We start from the raw sequence: 18,222 nt of genomic DNA, 5'->3' as shown, positions 1-18,222 counted from the left end.
CGTGATTCCTGCGATCTCGACGCGCGCTGCAGTGGCGATCGAGCGCGGCTACGACTCGAGCGCGCGCTTCGGGCGTGCCCAGCGGGCGGGGCGGTCGGGCCCGTCCCAGACCTGGATGACGCCCCACACGACGGCCGCGATCGGCACGGCGAGGACGGCGCCGAGGATGCCGTTGACGGCGGTGCCGACGGCGAGGGCGATCAGCACGACGAAGGAGTGCAGCCGCATCGACCGGCCCATCAGCACGGGCTGGAGGAAGTTGCCCTCGAGCTGATTGACGAGCACGACGACGCCGACCACGAACAGGGCGTTGACCCAGCCGTTCGCGACCAGGGCGACGAGCGCCGCGACGATGCCGGCGAGCACGGCGCCCACGATCGGGATGAACGCCAGCAGGAACACGAGCGCGGCGAGCGGGATCGCGAGGGGCACTTGAAGGATCAGGAGCCCGATGAGGATGCCGATCGAGTCCACGAGCGCGACGAACGCGGTTCCGCGCACGTACGAGCCGAGGATGCCGACGGTCTTCGACCCGATCCGGCGGGCCCGGAGGTACTTCTCGCCGCGGAACGGCCGAAGGACGAACTCCCACATCTGCGGCCCGTCCTTGAGGAAGAAGAACAGGATCGTGACCATGAGGACGAGCCCCGTGAGGAAGTTCGCGATGGCGTTCACGCCGGCGAGCGCGCCCGAGCCGAACTGGGCGCTCGTCAGGAACTCGGTGGCCTGCGCGCCCCACTCGTGCAACTGGTTGTCGGACGGCGCGAACGGCAGCGTGTTGATCCAGGCGATGACGCTCTGGAAGCCTTCCTGCGCCTGGACGGCGAGGTCCTCCCACTGCCCGCTGACGGCCCACACGATGAGCCATCCGACCGCACCGAGGATCACCAGGATCGTCAGGAGTGTGATCACGGTCGCGAGCACCGACGGGACGCCGCGCCGGTGCATCCACGCCATGACCGGAGCGAACGCCGACCCGAAGATGAGCGCGAGCATGAGAGGGATCGTCACGAGCGTCACCTGCTGCAGCACCCACACCGCGCCGACGGTGATGGCGACGACGAGGAGGATCTGCAGGGCCCGGGTCGCGAGGCGGCCGAAGCTGTCCGCCCAGAGACTCCACGGCGGCTGCGAGGCGCGCAGACCTACCTCGGAGGTCTCGAGTTCGACGTACTGCGGCCCGCGGGGTCGGAACATACCCATGGCTCGACCGTAAGGTGCTGTCGACCGGCGTCAGGGGGGCTTGCGCCGGCGCGGTGCACCCCCTAGGCCCTCACCCTCGGGGGAGGAGCGTCCGGCCACGGCCCTGACGCAACCTCAACACTGGACGTGCGGATCAGACCCCACCGCGAAGGAGGAAGCATGTCCGAATCAGAAGCCGTCGCGACGGACGAGCAGACGCTCGAACCCACCGACACCCTTACGGGTGAACTCCTGGACGAGGAACTGGGCCCGATCGACTACATCGTCGTCGAGTTCCCCGCCGGAGAGACCAACTTCACCGGAGCCGCGGCAGCCGAGCTCGTCTCGCTCGTGCAGTCGAATACCATCCGGGTGCTCGACCTCATCTTCGTCTACAAGAACGAGGACGGATCCATCGACATCGACGAGCTCGAAGACGTCGACGACCTGGGCCCCCTCGGCGGCATCGTGAGCTCACTCGCCGAGGTGCTGGCCGAGTCCGACCTCCTTCAACTCGCCGACGCGCTGTCGCCGGGCAGCCGCGCCGCAGTGCTCGTGTGGGAGAACACCTGGGCCGCGCCGTTTGCTGTCGCACTGCGCAAGACCGGCGCGCAGCTCGTCGCCGCTGACCGCATCCCCACCCAGGCGCTCATCGCCGCGATGCAGAACGAAGGAGAATGACCATGCCCATCGGAGTCGGACGCGTAGGACGCGTCGGAGTCATCGGCCGCCCGGTCGCCCGCACGGCAGCCGTCGTCGGCACCGCCGCCGTCGTGTCGCACGGCGTGGAGCGCCGTCAAGACCGCCGATTCGATCGGCGCGAAGATCGCCGGGATCGCTTCTGACATTCGGATCCCACCCATCGGATGCCGCCGGTTCGCACACGTGAGCCGGCGGCGTCCGGCGTTACGGGACGTGACCCCGAGCAGTCGTCGCTGCCTCGGTCGCCGGACGGTGTCGGCGCATGCGGTGGACGGTGCGGTTCAGGATGCCTCGGCCGCAGCCGCGGTGAAGAGCGCCGCCGCCTCGGCGCGGTTCGCCGCGCCCACCTTCGCAAGGATCGCCGAGACGTGCACCGACGCCGTCTTCGGGCTGATGAAGAGGCGCTCGCCGATCTGCGAGTTGGTGAGACCCTCGGCCACGAGAGCGAGCACTTGGCGCTCGCGTGCCGTGAGCGCATCGATCCCCGTGACGCCGCTCGCGGGGTGAGTGGATGCCGCGACACCCGCGCGACGGGCGAGTTCAGCCGCCCACCGGCCGACGCTCGCGATGCCGCCGGCCGGGGCATCCGTCGTGATCGCGTGGAGCACCTCGGCAGCCTCGTCCCGACCGCCTGATGCGATCAGTGCCCGCGCAAGGCTCAGTCGAGCAATCTGCCGGTGACGCAGCGGCATGATGCCGACGGTCGTCTGCGCGACCACCTCGCGCCACTGCTCGACGCTTGCCACCGGGTCGCCGCCGTCCGCGTCGGCGAGGGTCGCCCTGATGAAGCGCGCGATGACGGGAGACGCGCCGACGGCGGGCCAGTCGTCGATCGCCGTCGCGACGAGCTGGCGCAGCTCGGGAACCCCGTCGACGGAGCTGCCGGCTCCGAGCGCCCGGATGACGAGGGCGCCCGCTGCCGCCGCGTAGCGCTGAGCAGGCGGCGACCCCTTGCCCTGAACCACTGCGGCGATCGAGGCGATGCGGCCGGGCCAGTCCGAGGCATCCGTCGTCGGGGGCAGACCCGCGGCCGCCGCCAGCGCGGCATCGACGGTCTCGGGGACCCACCAGTCACGCCGCTCGGGGTGTCGACGCGCGCTCTCTTCGAGGGTCGCACGCTCCCCCTCGAGAAGCGCGCGTCGCTCCTCGGGCTGGTCGTTCCATGCGTAGTGGGTCGCGAGGAGCCGGACGACGGCACGGCGCGATGGCCGGTCCAGCAGCCGCCGTGCCCGCTGCGCGTACCGCAGCGCGCCGTCGGGATCGCCGACCGCGAACAGGGCGTGCGCGACGCCCACGGCGATGCCGGCAGCCGTCCCGCGCTCGATGCCCGCCCGGGATGCATCGGCATGGAGCTGCTTTCCCAGCGCCGCAGCCTCGCTGAAGCGCCCGAGACGCGAGAGGAGGCTGACGTACGCCTCGCCCGCGTAGGCGCGCGTGGCAGGATCGACCTTGAGGGCGAGCGCTCGCTCGAGCGGCTCGACCGCCCGAGGCTCGTCCCGCTCCTGGTCCGAGATGCGCCACGACTTGTTGGTGAGCGCGATGGCCAGCGCCGTGTCATCGCCGAGCTCTTCGGCGATCGCGATCGCCCGCTCGAGGTTGCCCGGCGATTGCGGACCGCTGTCTTCGATGACGAGGTTGGTGAGGGTCCGGGAGAGGAGCACGCGGGCCTCCTCGCCCGGGAGCCCTTCGAGCAGTGAGATCGCCTCATGCAGGTCGGACCGGTCGGGGTGCTTGTCGGTGTTGAACTCGTGCACGAAACGCTGGCGGAGGAGCGCCGCGCGCACGAGCGGCTCGTCGCCCGCGACGGAAAGGCCCTCGTTCGCGGCGCGCAGGGCGCGCTCGCCGTCGCCCAGCTCGTGCCACGCCTGCGCGGCGCCGAGATGGAGTTGGGCGAGTGTCGTGCCCGATCGGGCCGCGGCATCCGGAACCTGAGGCCACAGCTCGGTCAGCCGCTCGGCGAGCTTGACGGAGGTCGCGGGGGCGAATGTCGCCCGTGATCGCCGCAGCGCCACGACCGTGGCGTCGAACGCCGGGGTGATCTCGCGCGCGACCAGCCAGTGCTCGGCCTCGGCGGACACGGCGTCGGGGGAGATGGTGCGGTGGGCGGCGAGGTGCTCGGCGTAGCGGCGGTGGACCCGCACCCGTTCGCTCGGCAGCATCTCGCCGGAGACGGCCTCCTGGGTGAGGGCATGGCGGAACGCATAGCCGGCGCCGTCGGCCACGATGACGCGCGCGTCGATCGCCTCGCGGAGCGCGGCGTCGAGTTCGTCATCGTCGCGACCGGACACAGCACGGAGCACGTCGTGATCGATGCGCACCCCGCCCGCAGCCATCGCGCGGACGACTTCCTGCGAGAGGACGCTGAGCCGGGCGTAGCGAGCGAGCACGAGGTCGCGCAGCGTCTCGGGCAGCTGTGCCTCGCCCAGATCGACGAGCTCTTCGACGAGGAACGGGATGCCGCCGCTGCGGTCGCTGAGGGCGCGCACGTCGTCGTCGGGGAAGTCCCTGGCCGAGAGGAGTGCGACCTGCTCAGCGACCTCGTCGGCGCTGAGCGGCGCGATCTCGACGCGCACGACGGCACGCGTGCGGTCGAGCTCGGCGAGCACGGGTCGCAGCGGATGGAAGCGGTCGATGTCGTCGGAGCGGTAGGTGGCGACGACGGTCAGGTGCCGGCCGCGCAGCGTGCTGGCGAGCGTGCGGAGGAGCGCGAGGGTCGCGGCATCCGCCCACTGGAGGTCTTCGATGACGATGACGAGATGCCGCTCGGCGGACAGCGATTCGAGCACGACCTCGATAGCCTCGGCGAACTCGCCGGTGTGCTCGTCGGCGGCCGCGCCCTCGTCCGCGATGCCGGGAACGAAGGCGGCGAGCGTCGCGATCACCGCGGGCGACCCGGCGGCCGCGCGCAGCGTCTCGGTCCCCACCGCCGCGTGGAGGTCGCGCAGGACGCGCCGGATCGGGCCGAACGGCGCGCCGATGGGGCCGAGGTCGACGCACTGGCCCGTCGCGACGATGGTCGGCCGCTCCCCGCCCTGCCGCCCCGCTGCGGCGGTCAGGAACTCCTGCACGAGCCGCGTCTTGCCGATGCCCGCCTCGCCGCGCACGACCACGGTGCGCGGGACACCGTCGCGACCCTCGTCGAACGCCTCGAGGAGGCTCTCGAGCTCGGCGCGGCGGCCCACCATACGCGGGCTCGACGCGAGTGCGGGCATGGTCATATGGTCGCACCCGCCTCGGACAAGCCGAAGGGCCGCGCGGTTCGCGCAGCCCTTGAGCGAGGGGGCCGGCGCCGGACGAGCCGCACCGGCCGGGCGAGCCTCAAGAGCTCGGCCCGGCCAGTGCGAGGTCCCCCTGCACGCAGACGGAGGCCGCGGGGCCGCCGTCCGGGGTCGTGGTGGCGCGAGCCTCGGCGCGCCGGGCGTGGGCGGCGCGCAGCGCGATCTCGCGCTGCAGCTCCGCGTCGCGATAGGCGCCGAGTCGGCTCGCTGCGAAGGTCATGGCATCCATGTCGCTCTCCTGTTCTCGCCTCTGCGGCTTCTGACAGGTACGACTCTTCTCGCTAAGGAGGGGCCTCCCCATCGGGAGGATGCCCTATCTTCGCCGTACGGCGCTGCTTAGGCGGAGGCGGGCGACTCAGACGTCATCTCAGGCGAAGGCGCTCATGCCCGTGATGTCGCGTCCGATGAGGAGGGCCTGGATCGATTCGGTGCCCTCGTACGTGTGGATCGCCTCGATGTCGGCCATGTGCTGCATGACGCCGTTCTCGAGCAGGATGCCGTTGCCGCCGAGGAGGTCTCGAGCGGATGCCGCGATCCGGCGCGCGGCGCGGGTGTTGTGGTACTTGGCGAGCGACGCCTGGGTGGGCCGGAGGCCGCCCGACAGCTCGAGGTCCGCGAGGTGGCGGCAGTACAGCTGCATCGCCGTGAGCTCCTCGAGCATCTGGGCGAGGCGCTCCTGCACCATCTGGAACTTCGCGAGGGGCTTGCCGAACTGGGTGCGCTGCTGCGAGTAGCTCAGTGCCGCCTCGTAGCAGGCCGTCGCGTGCCCGAGCGCCGACCAGGCGACACCGGATCGCGTCGAGTAGAGGACGGTCGAGGCATCCTTGAAGCTCTTCGCCCCGGGAAGCACGGCCTCGAGCGGAACCCGCACGGCGTCGAGCACGATGTGCGCCTGGTGGATCGCTCGCAGCGACGCTTTGCCCTCGATCACGGTGCCCGTGTAGCCCGGGGTGCTCTGCTCGACGAGGAAGCACCGGACCGCGCCGTGCTCCGCCGCGCCCTCGTCGTCGATCCGCGCCCACACGAAGGTCACGCCGCCGGAGGCGCCGTTGCCGATCCACTTCTTGGCTCCGTCGAGCACCCACTCGTCTCCGTCGCGGCGGGCGACGGTCTCGAGCGAGACGGAGTCCGACCCGTGATCCGGCTCGGTGAGGGCGAAGGCCGCGGGCACTTCGGAGCGCGCGATCGGGCCCAGCCAGGCCTCTTGCTGCGCGGCACTGCCGAAGAGCGCGAGCGTACGCAGGGCCAGACCGCCCTGCACGGCGACGACGGTGCCCAGCGAGCCGTCGCCGCGCGAGATCTCCATGTTCACCAGGCCTGCGGCGAGGGGCGAGAAGCGGGTGAGACCGGGATGCTCGATCCCGTCGTTGAGCAGGTCGAGCTCGCCGAGGCGCCGTGCGATGTCGAGCGGATACTCGGCGCGATCCCACGCGTCGAGCATGCGGTCGCCGACCTCGTCGATGAACCCCTGTGCTCGCTCCCAGACCGCGCGATCCTCCGCGGGGATGTCGGCGAACACCGCGTAGTAGTCGGTGCCGAGACGGCCGGTGACGTCGTAGCCCTCGACGCTCTGGCCGGGGCGGGCGCGGAAGTCGGTCACGATCGGGCTCCAGACTCTGGGGGATGGATGCCTCGATTCTAGTGGCACTCAGTGCCAACTTACATCGGACTCAGTGTCAGTGGCCCTGGCTCGCGGCCGTGTTCTTCCGACTCAGGCCCTGGCGCCGAAGCGCTCGAGGATGCGCCGCGCGAGCGCGTCCGGCGACATCTCGGGCGTGCCGTGATGGCCGCCCTCGAGGGCTTCGTACTCGACCGTCGGCAGAATCGCGGCCAGGGCCTTCGCGGTGTCGTGGAAGAACGCGGGGCTCTTGCTTCCGGCCATCGCAACCGTGGGGGCCGTGAGTCCGGACCATCGCTCTGCGGGCAGCGGCTGCCCGGACTGCAGTCCGTCGAGGAGCGCGAAGTCGTAGCGGAGCGTGCGGGTGAGCGCCTTGGCGTCCCGCCAGAACGGAAGGACGCGCATGACGGCGACCCCGAATCGCGGCACGCCGACCGCCTCGACGAAGAACGCCCGCGCGGCCGCGGATCGATCGCCGGCGGCGACGGACGCCGCGATCCGGGCTGGCAGGTCGGCGGCCACGGGCGGCCGAGAGTCGTCGCAGATGAAGGGCGCCTCGTATGCCACCACGCCGGTCACGCGGTTCCCGAGCCGGGCGGCCGCCTCGAGTGCGAGGGCTGCGCCCGACGACGTGCCGAAGAGGATGGCCGAGCCGCCCGCGAGGTCGATGAGCGCATCGATGTCTTCCACCTCGTGAGCGGGCTCGGCCGTGTCGGGGTGCGCGTCTCCGCTCCCGCCTCGGCCGCGCCGGTCGTAGCTCAGGACATCGAAGCTCGGCGCGAGGACGCGGGACAGCCTGGCCGAGCTCTTGTGCGCACCGAGGGCGGGATCGATCAGGATGATCGCGGGTCCGGCCCCCTGCCGGTACACGGCGATCCGGGTGCCGTCCGCTGAGCGGACCTCGGTGGGAGAGGCGGTGAGTGTCATGGCGCGCTCCTCAGGAAGTGCTCGAGACGGTCGAATCCGCTTGCCCAGCCCCCCGACCATGCCGAGGGCGGCGATCTCTTCGAGACGGGCGGCGGAGGGGAAACGGGTGCGGTGCACGAGGCGCGTCCGGCCCTCGTCGAGCCCGATGAACTCGACGGTCACGCGCTGCGAGGCGGGATCGAGGTCGGCACCCGTCTCGTCCGAGAAGCCCTCCACGTAGGAGAGCAGGGACCCCTGGATGACCTCCGTGTAGATCGCGCGAAGCCAGACCTCCGGTGCCGAGCCCACCGGCCCCATCCCGAAGTGCCAGAGTCCGCCGGGTCGCACGTCGAGTGCGCGGACCGTCGTCTGCCAGCCCTCCGGTCCCCACCACGCCTCGAGCTCGTCGGCGGTGGTCCAGCTGCGCCATACGGCTTCGACACCGCCGCGCAGCTCGCGCTCGAGCACGATCTCTAGCCGGTCCAGGTTCTTCGCCACGAGAAGGCCGGTCATGATCCGTGCTCCGTGCGATCCAGGTGGGCCTGCAGACGATCGAAGCGCTCGTCCCACACGGACGCGAAGGAGTCGAGCCAGCGCTCGAGCTCGTCGAAGGCACCCTTCTCGAGCGCGTAGATGCGGCGCTTGCCGTCGACGCGCCGGTCGACGATCGCGGCGTCGCTGAGCACCTTGAGGTGCTTCGACACGAGCGGCTGGCTCAGCCCGAGGTCGTCCACGATCGCGCCGACGGGGAGGGGCCCGCGCTTGAGCAGCTCGACGATGGCGAGCCGATTCGGCTCGGCGAGGGCGGTCAGCGTTCCGATCATGGCTTCAAAGTACTCACAAGTTATATGAATGTCAAGTGATGTGAACAGGGACTCGGACGAGCGCCGGACCGCCGCGCTAGGGTGACCGGAATCGACCGGAGTCCGAGGAGGCCCAGTGGGAAGGTTCGACGGGCGTGTGGCCCTCGTCACCGGGGGCAGCCGCGGCATCGGCTTCGCCATCGCCCGGCGTCTCGTCGCGGAAGGCGGCGAAGTCGTCATCACGGGCCGCAAGCAGGAGTCCCTCGACGGGGCGATCGCAGAACTGGGGGATGCCGCGACCGCCGTCTCCGGCCGGGCCGACGACGCCGAGCATCGCGCGACGGTCTACGCCCACATCCGCGAGCGGCACGGACGGCTCGACCACCTCGTCAACAACACGGGCATCAACCCCGCCTACGGTCCGATCGCCGATGTCGACCTCGATGCCGCGCGGAAGATCCTCGAGGTCAACGTCATCGCCACGCTCGATTGGACGCGCGCTGCCGTCGCCGCGGGTCTCACGACCTCGGTCGTCAACATCGCCTCGGTCGCGGGCCTGGGGGCGAGCCCCGGCATCGCCTTCTACGGCATCTCGAAGGCGGCCATCATCAACCTCACGATGCAGCTCGCCTACGAGCTCGCGCCCGCGATCCGCGTCAACGCCGTCGCGCCCGCGGTCATCAAGACCGCTTTCGCCCGGGCGCTCTACGAGGGCCACGAGGCGGAGGCCGCCGCAGCGTATCCGCTCGCGCGGCTCGGCGAGATCGACGACGTCGCCGGTCCCGTCGCCTTCCTGCTCTCGGACGACGCCGGCTGGATCACGGGCCAGACGCTGCCGATCGACGGCGGTGCCGGCATCCGTCCCTTCCTGTAACCGCGAGAAATCGCCGACGGATGCCGCGGCACGGCGCCCCGCATCCGTCGTCAGAGACTGAGTTCGGCGCGACCCAGGCTGTTGAGGTGCACCTCGTCGGGACCGTCGGCGATGCGCAGCGATCGGATGCCGGCATAGAGCTCGGCAAGCGGCGTGTCGGACGAGAGGCCCGCGGCCCCGAACACCTGGATCGCCCGGTCGAGGATCTGCTGGACAGCGCGCGGCACCGCGATCTTGATGGCCTGGATCTCGGTCATCGCCCGGCGGTTGCCCACGGTGTCCATGAGCCATGCGGTCTTGAGCACGAGAAGGCGGAGGGCCTCGAGCTGGATGCGCGACTCGGCGGCCCACTCGCGGACCACCCCCTGCTCGGCGATCGTGCGGCCGAAGGCCCGGCGGGCGTTCGCGCGCTCGCGCACGAGGGAGAGCGCCCGCTCGCCCATGCCGATCGCGCGCATGCAGTGATGGATGCGGCCGGGGCCGAGGCGCGCCTGCGCAATCGCGAAGCCCTCGCCCTCGCCGCCGATGAGGTTCGACGCGGGCACCCGGACGTCGTCGAACGCGATCTCGGCGTGGCCGCCGTGGTCCCGGTCGTCGTAGCCGAACACCGTGAGGGGGCGGATGACGCGCACTCCCGGGGTGTCGCGGGGGACGATGATCATCGACTGCTGACGGTGGCGGTCGGCCGCGGCATCCGTCTTCCCCATGACGATGAAGACCGCCGCCTTCGGGTTCATCGCTCCCGTCGACCACCACTTGCGCCCCGAGACGACGTAGTGGTCGCCGTCGCGGCGGATGCGGGTGCCGATGTTCGTCGCATCGGACGAGGCGACGTCGGGCTCGGTCATGCAGAACGACGAGCGGATCCGGGCGTCGAGCAGCGGCTCCAGCCACCGCTCCTTCTGCTCCGGCGTTCCGAAGTCGCTCAGCACCTCCATATTCCCCGTGTCGGGGGCGGCGCAGTTGAAGGCGACGGGTGCCAGGCGGGGACTCCAGCCTGTGACCTCCGCGATGGGCGCATACTGCAGATTCGTGAGTCCCGCCCCGCCGGCGCCCGGGAGGCAGAGGTTCCAGAGACCCTGCTCGCGCGCCCGCGCCTGCAGGTCGCGGACGATCGGCGGCGTGCTCCAGCTCTCGGGCGATTCCGCGAGCTGGTGCTCGAGCACCGGCTCGGCGGGCAGCACGTGCTCGTGGAGGAACGCCGTGGCGCGGTCGACGAGCTCGGCCGTGCGATCGTCGTGAGCGAACTCCATCAGTGCATCTCCCGTCCCTTGTGCGCCAGCGGCTCGACGAGTGCGCCCAGTCGGTCGAATCCCTCGCCGACCGTCTCTCCGGCCTGGTAGCGGAAGTGGATGCCCTCGAGGATCACCGCGAGCTTGTACGCGGCGAACGCGCGGTACCACCGCAGCTCGGGCACCGCCGTGCCGGCGCGCTCGGCGTACGCGTCGACGAGCTCGTCGAAGTCCGGATATCCCGCCGCCGGATCCACCGCGCTCGGCACGGCGCCTTCGAAGCCGCCGGGGAGGTCGGCGATGTTCCAGTAGAGCCCGAAAATCCCGAGGTCGACGAGCGGATCTCCGAGCGTCGCCATCTCCCAGTCGAGGATCGCCGAGATGTGCGGCTCGTCGCCTTCACCGACGACGAGGGCGTTGTCGAGGCGGTAGTCGCCGTGGACGATGCCGATGCGCGCCGATGCGGGCACGTCGGCGGCGAGCCGCTCCTGGAGCTCGTCGAGGGCCGGGGTCGCGCGCGAACGGGAGGCGTCGAGCTGCCGCCGCCAGGTCGAGAGCTGACGGGCGAGGTAGCCGTCGGGACGTCCGAAGTCCGCGAGACCGACGCGCTCCGGATCGACGGCGTGCAGATCGGCGAGGTGCTGGGCGAGCCCCAGGCCGAGGGACCTCAGGCCAGCGGGGGTGTAGTCCGCGTTCTGCGCGCGGTGCGCGAGCACCCGGCCCGGTGCGCGCTCCATGACGAAGAAGACCGTGCCCGTCACCTCCGCTCGCGCGGTGTCGTCGACGACGTCGATCGCGCGGGGCACCGGGACGGCGGTGCTGCCGAGCGCGGAGATGACGCGATGCTCGCGCCGCATGTCGTGCGCCGTGGAGAGGACGTGCCCGAGCGGCGGCCGCCGGACGACCAGCGGCAGTCGGGCACCGTCGACGGCATAGGTGAGGTTGCTCCGTCCGCCCGCGATGAGGCTCGCATGCAGGGGCGCGGCCGCGAGGTCGGGGTGGGACCGCGTGAGCCATGCGGTGAGCCCCGCGACATCGAGTCCGGGTGGCTCGGTCATCGGTGCCTCCTCCGCCTCACGTCGGCGTGCGGCGGGACCAGCGTACCCGCGTCCATTCACGCGCCCGGCCGCACGCCCGAGCCCTCGGGTCAGCCGACGAGCTGGCCCTCGATCGCCGCGCGGATCCCCGCCGGGATCGGCGTCGGACGGCGGGTCGCGGCATCCACGAAGACGTGGACGAAACGCCCCGTCGCGAGTGGTCCGTCCTCGCCGCGGCGGAGGATGCCGAGGCTCCACGTGACGCTGGTGCGGCCGAGGCGCTCGACGCCGATGCCCACCTCGAGAGGCTCGGGGAATCCGGCCGGCTCATGGAACTCGCACGATGAGGCGGCGCACAGCGCGATGGCATCGCCCGATGTGTCGAGACCTCCGTCGCGGATCATCCAGCCGTTGACGGCGGTGTCCATCGCCTCGTAGTAGACGGTGTTGTTGAGGTGCCCATACTGGTCGTTGTCGTTCCAGCGCGTGAGGAACGGCATGCGCACGAGGTAGCCGGAGGCCATCGTCAGGCGGCCCTTCCGGGCTTCGTGTCGTGCTCGGCATCGGACGGGAACTCGATGAGCTGGCGGAGCTCGCCGCCCTGCGCGAGCCGATCCATCGCGTCGGCGATCTCGCCGAGACGGATGCGCGACGAGACCAGACGCTCGAGCGGAAGCCGCCCCGCGCGCCAGAGTTCGACGTAGCGCGGGATGTCGCGCTCCGGCACCGCCGAGCCGAGATAGCTGCCGACCACCGTCCGGGCCTCGGCCGTGAGGGTGAGCGGCGAGATCTCGGCACGAGCCTGCGGTCCGGGCAGGCCCACCGTCACCGTCGTGCCGCCCGCCGCCGTCAGCGCGAACGCCGTCTCGAACGCGCGAGCCGACCCCGCTGCCTCGATGACGAGGGGAGCGCGGATGCCGCGCTCCGCCGCCTCGTCGGGGCTCACGGCGGTCGTGGCACCGAGCGCGACGGCGAGGTCGCGCTTGGCGTCGACGACGTCGATCGCGATGACGTCATGACCGAGCGCGATCGCGACGAGGAGCGCGGCCATGCCGACTCCGCCGAGTCCCACGACGGCGATCGTCGAGCGCGGCGCCGGCTGCCCGGCGTTGATGACGGCGCCTCCGCCCGTCAGCACGGCGCAGCCGAGCAGCGCGGCGACATCGGCCGGCACATCGGGGTCCACCCGCACCACCGAGGTGCGGCTCACGACGGCGTGCGTGGCGAATGCGCTCACGCCGAGGTGGTGGTGGACGTCCTGGGCGCCCGCATCGCCGTGCGTCCGATGGAGACGGATGCCGCCACCCACGAGCGCGCCGGCCGTGTTCGCGGCCGTGCCGACCTCGCAGGGCAGCCGGCCGTCGGTGAGGCATCCGGCGCACTCGCCGCAGCGCGGGAGGAACGTCATGACGACGCGATCGCCCGGCACGATGCCGGCGACGTCGGGGCCGACCTCCTGCACGATGCCCGCGGCTTCGTGCCCGAGGAGCAGCGGAAGAGGCCGGGGGCGGTTGCCGTCGACGACGCTGAGGTCGGAGTGGCACACGCCGGCGGCCTCGATGCGCACGAGCAGTTCGCCGGATTCCGGAGGGTCGAGTTCGAGTTCGCCCACCGTGAAGGGGCGGGATGTCGTGAACGGCGCCTCCGCGCCGGATGTCTCGAGCACGGCCCCCGTGATGCGCATGCGACCTCCTCGTCTTCGCCTCGCTCCAGTCTGCGACAAGGAGCCGGGCGACGACGAACCTGGGGATCGGAGAGGCCGCGCCGGCTCAGGGGCGGGCTGCTCGCGCTCGCCGCGCGATCCGCCGCCGGCGGATCCACTTCTCGACCTCGACGAACAGCGGCACGACGAGCGAGAGGCCGATCGCGATGAGCCACTGCTCGCCGTTGAGCGACGTGGTGAGGATGAGGTTCTGGAGGAAGGGAAGCTCGACCGCCGCGACCGTCAGGGCGATCGGGATCGACAGCCACTTGATCGCGGAGAGGATCGGCGGCTCGAGCCCCGGCTCGGGGTCGCGGCGCATCGCCAGTCCGCCCAGGATCGCACCGAAGGCCGCGACCACGAACGTCATGGTGACGGGCACGCTGGGCTCCGTGGGGCTCAGCAGATCGGGGTAGAGCAGGAGAGGTACGAGGGTCATCAGGAAGAGCAGGCCGCCGTAGACGAACCACAGCACCACGGCTCCGCGGTTGGCGATGGTCTTCTTCGGGTCGCGCGGCGGCTTCAGCATGATGCCGTCCGGCACCGGGTCGAGGAGGATCACGATGACGGGGAAGATCGAGACGAAGAAGTTCAGGAACAGGATCATGATCGGCTGCAGCGGCACGCCGCTGTTGATGTCGAACAGGCTCGCGACCAGGAACAGCAGCACGAGCGAGAAGAGCTGCGACATCTGGTAGCGGACGTAGCTGACGATCTTGTCGTAGATCGCGCGGCCGAGCCGCACCGCCGTGACGAGTGTGCCGAAGTTGTCGTCGACGAGGATCATCTTGCCGGCCTGCTTCGTCACCTCGCTGCCCGACCCCATCGCGACGCCGATGTCGGCCTGCTTGAGCGCTGCGGCGTCGTTCACCGCGTCCCCGGTCATCGCGACGACGGCACCGTCCTCCTGCATGAGCCGCGCGAGGCGCAGCTTGTCCTCCGGTGTCACGCGGCCGAACACGTGCAGCTCGGGCAGCTTGGCCTTGAGCTCGTCGTCGCTCATCGCCTGGATCTCGGCGCCGCTGGCGGCCCCCGCTCCGAGGCCGAGCTTCGCGCCGATCGCCGCGGCCGTGATGGCGTGGTCGCCCGTGATCATGCGCACTTCGATGCCGGCCTCGCGCGCGATGCGCACGGCCTCCTTCGACGATGGGCGGAGCGGATCGATGATCCCCACGAGACCGGCAAGGGTCAGGTCCTTCACCTCGGCCATGGGGTCGGCGGGAACCGGCGTGCCGGGCTCGAACCGGCGGAAGGCGAAGGCGAGGACGCGCAGGCCCTGCTCCGACAGGTGCTTGTTGGCGTCGAGGATCGCCTGCCGCTTCTCGGCGATGGGCGCGGGGCCGTCGGGGGTCAGGACGCTCCCGCAGCGGTCGAGCACGACATCCGGCCCGCCCTTCACGAGGCCGACGAGGCGGGTCGTGCCGTCGCCGGGGATCTCGTGGAAGGTGGCCATGAACTTGTACTCGGAGTCGAACGGGACCTCGGCCGCCCGGGGGTACTGCGCGCGCGTCAGCGCGGCATCGACGCCCATTTTGGCGGCGAGCACGACGAGCGCCGCCTCGGTCGGGTCGCCGACGACGACGCCGTCGTCGGAGACGGTCGCATCGCTGCAGAGGGTCAGACCGAGCGCCAGGGTGGTGAAGTCGGGGTTCTGCGTCCCCGCCACGCGGCGGATCTCGCCCGTCTTCTCATAGCCGCTGCCCCCGACCGTGAACCACTCGCCGGCGAGGTAGAGCGACTCGACGGTCATCTCGTTCATCGTCAGCGTGCCGGTCTTGTCGGAGTTGATGGCGCTCGTGGCTCCGAGCGTCTCCACGTCCGTCAGGTTCTTCACCACGGCGTTGTGCTCGGCGAGTTGACGCGAGCCGTAGGACAGCATCGCCTGGACGAATGAGGGCATGCCCGTCGGGATCGCCGAGATGGCCATCGAGATGCCGAGGAGGACGACCGACGCGATCGGCTGGCCGCGCAGAAGGCCCGTGATGACGATCACGGCGACGGCGCCCCAGGCGATCCAGCCGAGGACGCCGGTGAGCGAGTCGAGCTCGCGCTGCAGCGGCGACTTGGCGGGCTTGACGGCGGAGAGCATCTTCGCGATGCGCCCCATCTGGGTGTCCATGCCGGTCTCGGTCACGACGGTCGCCGCCGTGCCGCGCGTGACCTGCGTGTTCTGGAAGACCATGTTGGCCCGGTCGCCGAGCGTCGTCTCGGGGTCGGCGAGGGACGAGGCATCCTTCGCGATCGGCGCGCTCTCGCCGGTGAGTGCCGCCTCCTGCGTCTCCAGGGTCGCCGAGCGCAGGATGCGCCCGTCTGCCGGAACGATGTCGCCGGCCTCGAGCATGACGATGTCGCCGGGCACGAGATCCGTCGCGGCGATCTGGGCGAGGATGCCGTCGCGGACGACCTTCGCTCGCGGGATCTGCATCTTGGCGAGGGCGTCGACCGACGCCTTGGCCTTCATCTCCTGACGGGTTCCGAGGATGACGTTCAGGATGACGAGGGCGCCGACGAGGATGCCGACGCTCACCTGGTTGATGACGAGGCTGATGACAGCGACGACCACGAGCATGACGTTCATCGGGTCGGCGAGCTGGCGCAGCGCCACCTGCCACACGGACGGGGCCGGCTCGGCCGCGATCGAGTTGGGCCCGTGATCGGCGAGGCGCTTGGCCGCCTCCGCCTGCGTCAGCCCTTGATCGCGGTCGGTGCGGAGGGACGCGATCACCGCGTCCCCGTCCTGCGTGAACCACGGCGCGGCTGGGGACGTCTCGACAGTGCTCATGGTGCCGAACGTACTCGCGCTGGAGCGCTCGGCAAGGGGAGGTCAGCCGCGGTGGGCGAGGATACCGCCGAGTCTTCTCAGACCAGCTGTTCGCCGAGACGACGTGCGACCTCGGCGGAGGGCATTGAGCGGGGGAACACGGCGACGACCAGATCGTCGGCGGCGGCATCCGTCCCCTCGGGATGCACTCCGTAGCGGCGCATGACGTCGTCGAGCGCCCGGCGCAGCACCGACGCGGGCACGCGCTTCGTGCCCCGGAGGAGCTGCCGCAGCACATGGTTGTGGACGGCCGTCACGAGCGCCGCGAACCCCACGGCGTCGAGCGGGTCGAGCCCCGGCAGTGCCTCGCGCAGGTACTCGTCGAAGAGCCGCTCGTACCGGAACACCGTGACGATCTCGCGCTCGCGCAGCGCGGGCACGCCGCGCACGACGGCATAGCGCCGCCGCGCGAGCTCGGGGTCTGCGGTGAACTGCTTGAAGACCCAGAGGGATGCCTCGCACACGGCCGCCCACGGGTTGTCGTGGGACTCCGAAAGGTAGGAGCGCAGACCGTCGAGGAGCAGCTCGTGATCGGCGAAGACGACGTCGTCCTTGCCGCCGAACTGACGGAAGAAGGTGGACCGCGAGATGCCCGCGGCCTGGGCGATCTGCTCGACGGAGGTCGACTCGAATCCCTGGCGCGCGAACAGATCGAGAGCCGCCGACACGACGGCGTGGCGCGGCGCGGTTGCCGAAGCGGTGTCGCTCATGCGCCGAGCCTAATGCGACGCTCCGTGCGATCTCAGGCGAACCGCGGCGGGGCTGGCGGGCCCGGCGCGCGCACGGACCGGTCAGCGAGCGGTAGTAGGCTGGGGGATTGGTCGATCTCTTGATATCGAGAGATCTCTCGGCCGTTTCCCCCACATTCGCCCCCAGCGAAGGACTGCACTGTGGATCTGTACGAGTACCAGGCACGCGATCTGTTCGAGAAGTACGAGGTGCCGGTGCTTCCGGGCCTCATCGCCGACACCCCCGAGGAGGCGAAGGCGGCGGCTGAGAAGCTCGGCGGCGTCGTCGTCGTGAAGGCTCAGGTGAAGACCGGCGGCCGCGGCAAGGCCGGCGGCGTCAAGGTCGCCAAGACCCCCGACGAGGCCTACGAGGCCGCGAAGGCCATCCTCGGCCTCGACATCAAGGGGCACGTCGTCAAGCGCGTCATGATCGCCGGCGGCGCCCGCATCGCCAAGGAGTTCTACTTCTCGGTGCTGCTCGACCGCGCGAACCGTTCGTACCTGTCGCTCGCGAGCGTCGAGGGCGGCATGGAGATCGAGCAGCTCGCCGTCGAGAAGCCGGAGGCGCTCGCACGCGTCGAGGTCGACCCGCTGACGGGCATCGACCAGGCCAAGGCGCTCGAGATCGCGAAGGCGGCGAATTTCGACGACGAGCTGGCGCCGAAGGTCGCCGACGTCTTCGTCAAGCTCTTCCAGGTCTACAAGAACGAGGACGCGACCCTCGTCGAGGTGAACCCGCTCATCCAGTCTGAGGACGGCGAGATCATCGCCCTCGACGGCAAGGTCTCGCTCGACGAGAACGCCGAGTTCCGGCACGCCGGCCACTCGCTGCTCGAGGACAAGGCCGCGGCGGACCCGCTCGAGGCGAAGGCCAAGGAGAACGACCTCAACTACGTCAAGCTCGACGGCCAGGTCGGCATCATCGGCAACGGCGCAGGCTTGGTCATGTCGACGCTCGACGTCGTCGCCTACGCCGGCGAGAAGCACGGCGGCGTCAAGCCCGCCAACTTCCTCGACATCGGCGGCGGTGCCTCGGCAGAGGTCATGGCGGCCGGCCTCGACGTGATCCTCGGCGACCCGCAGGTCAAGTCGGTCTTCGTCAACGTCTTCGGCGGCATCACCGCATGCGACGCCGTGGCGAAGGGCATCGTCGGCGCGCTCGCCGAGCTCGGCTCGTCGGCTTCGAAGCCGCTCGTCGTCCGCATCGACGGCAACCGCGTCGAGGAGGGTCGCCGCATCCTCCAGGAGGCGAACCACCCGCTCGTGACGCTCGCCGCCACGATGGACGAGGGCGCCGACAAGGCCGCCGAGCTCGCCAACGCCTGACGCTTCGACGAGC

At 70.8% G+C, this 18,222-nt stretch carries 16 protein-coding genes; 4 read left to right on the top strand and 12 right to left on the bottom strand.

Translation table 11 applies throughout. The features are described 5' to 3' along the window. Window positions 1-48: 48 nt before the first annotated feature. On the bottom strand, window positions 49-1,203 hold the full coding sequence (locus G5T42_RS02400; protein ID WP_165124949.1) for an AI-2E family transporter: 1,155 nt from the start codon (window positions 1,201-1,203) through the stop codon (window positions 49-51). Window positions 1,204-1,362: 159 nt separating this feature from the next. Between G5T42_RS02400 and G5T42_RS02395 the strand changes: the two genes are divergently transcribed. Beyond that, window positions 1,363-1,863, top strand: coding sequence for a DUF6325 family protein (locus G5T42_RS02395; protein WP_241245927.1), 501 nt, complete (start codon window positions 1,363-1,365; stop codon window positions 1,861-1,863). Between the two features lie 2 nt (window positions 1,864-1,865). Then, the gene (locus tag G5T42_RS02390) at window positions 1,866-2,027 is read left to right on the top strand and encodes a hypothetical protein (protein ID WP_165124947.1); all 162 of its coding nucleotides are present in this window, start codon (window positions 1,866-1,868) and stop codon (window positions 2,025-2,027) included. Window positions 2,028-2,165: 138 nt separating this feature from the next. On the opposite strand, the gene G5T42_RS02385 is transcribed toward G5T42_RS02390, so the two are convergent. The 5 genes from G5T42_RS02385 to G5T42_RS02365 all read right to left on the bottom strand — a co-directional run bounded on the left by G5T42_RS02385 (window position 2,166) and on the right by G5T42_RS02365 (window position 8,510). Further along, complete coding sequence (locus G5T42_RS02385) at window positions 2,166-5,096, bottom strand: AAA family ATPase (RefSeq protein WP_165124945.1); 2,931 nt, start codon at window positions 5,094-5,096, stop codon at window positions 2,166-2,168. A gap of 106 nt (window positions 5,097-5,202) precedes the next feature. Then, the gene (locus G5T42_RS02380) at window positions 5,203-5,391 is read right to left on the bottom strand and encodes a hypothetical protein (RefSeq protein WP_165124943.1); all 189 of its coding nucleotides are present in this window, start codon (window positions 5,389-5,391) and stop codon (window positions 5,203-5,205) included. 138 nt (window positions 5,392-5,529) lie between these two features. Then, entirely contained in the window at window positions 5,530-6,762 is a 1,233-nt protein-coding gene (locus G5T42_RS02375; protein ID WP_165124940.1) for an acyl-CoA dehydrogenase family protein, read from the bottom strand. Window positions 6,763-6,873: 111 nt separating this feature from the next. Then, complete coding sequence (locus G5T42_RS02370; RefSeq protein WP_165124937.1) at window positions 6,874-8,199, bottom strand: alpha/beta fold hydrolase; 1,326 nt, start codon at window positions 8,197-8,199, stop codon at window positions 6,874-6,876. After that, window positions 8,196-8,510 (bottom strand): metalloregulator ArsR/SmtB family transcription factor, encoded by a 315-nt coding sequence (locus G5T42_RS02365; RefSeq protein WP_165124934.1) that lies wholly within the window; start codon window positions 8,508-8,510, stop codon window positions 8,196-8,198. The genes G5T42_RS02370 and G5T42_RS02365 overlap by 4 nt, the downstream gene beginning before the upstream one ends. Window positions 8,511-8,625: 115 nt before the next feature. Between G5T42_RS02365 and G5T42_RS02360 the strand changes: the two genes are divergently transcribed. Further along, window positions 8,626-9,363, top strand: coding sequence for an SDR family oxidoreductase (locus G5T42_RS02360; protein ID WP_165124931.1), 738 nt, complete (start codon window positions 8,626-8,628; stop codon window positions 9,361-9,363). A gap of 50 nt (window positions 9,364-9,413) precedes the next feature. Here G5T42_RS02360 and G5T42_RS02355 read toward each other — a convergent pair whose 3' ends face one another. From G5T42_RS02355 to G5T42_RS02330, 6 genes are all read right to left on the bottom strand, one after another. Then, window positions 9,414-10,616, bottom strand: a complete 1,203-nt coding sequence (locus G5T42_RS02355) for an acyl-CoA dehydrogenase family protein (RefSeq protein WP_165124928.1) — start codon at window positions 10,614-10,616, stop codon at window positions 9,414-9,416. After that, window positions 10,616-11,653: a phosphotransferase family protein gene (locus tag G5T42_RS02350; protein ID WP_165124925.1), complete on the bottom strand. Its 1,038-nt coding sequence runs from the start codon at window positions 11,651-11,653 to the stop codon at window positions 10,616-10,618. Before G5T42_RS02350 ends, G5T42_RS02355 begins: the two co-directional genes overlap by 1 nt. A gap of 89 nt (window positions 11,654-11,742) precedes the next feature. Continuing rightward, window positions 11,743-12,156 (bottom strand): thioesterase family protein, encoded by a 414-nt coding sequence (locus tag G5T42_RS02345; protein ID WP_165124922.1) that lies wholly within the window; start codon window positions 12,154-12,156, stop codon window positions 11,743-11,745. A 2-nt stretch (window positions 12,157-12,158) separates the two neighbouring features. Then, window positions 12,159-13,316: an alcohol dehydrogenase catalytic domain-containing protein gene (locus G5T42_RS02340; RefSeq protein ID WP_165124919.1), complete on the bottom strand. Its 1,158-nt coding sequence runs from the start codon at window positions 13,314-13,316 to the stop codon at window positions 12,159-12,161. Between the two features lie 85 nt (window positions 13,317-13,401). Then, a complete protein-coding gene (locus G5T42_RS02335; RefSeq protein WP_165124916.1) occupies window positions 13,402-16,116 on the bottom strand; it encodes a cation-translocating P-type ATPase in 2,715 nt (904 codons plus the stop codon). Window positions 16,117-16,193: 77 nt separating this feature from the next. After that, window positions 16,194-16,865, bottom strand: a complete 672-nt coding sequence (locus G5T42_RS02330; RefSeq protein ID WP_165124913.1) for a TetR/AcrR family transcriptional regulator — start codon at window positions 16,863-16,865, stop codon at window positions 16,194-16,196. Between the two features lie 180 nt (window positions 16,866-17,045). On the opposite strand from G5T42_RS02330, the gene sucC reads away from it, so the two are divergent. After that, window positions 17,046-18,209 carry an ADP-forming succinate--CoA ligase subunit beta gene (sucC, locus tag G5T42_RS02325; protein WP_165124910.1) on the top strand — a complete coding sequence of 388 codons (1,164 nt, stop codon included), beginning with the start codon at window positions 17,046-17,048 and terminating at the stop codon, window positions 18,207-18,209. Window positions 18,210-18,222 lie beyond the last annotated feature (13 nt).

Origin of the sequence: Microbacterium sp. 4R-513 (assembly GCF_011046485.1) — a bacterium.
In the GTDB taxonomy this organism is placed as follows: Bacteria; Actinomycetota; Actinomycetes; order Actinomycetales; family Microbacteriaceae; genus Microbacterium.
The sequence above is the reverse complement of the archived record's forward strand: the minus strand, read 5'-3'. Positions and strand labels throughout refer to the sequence as shown.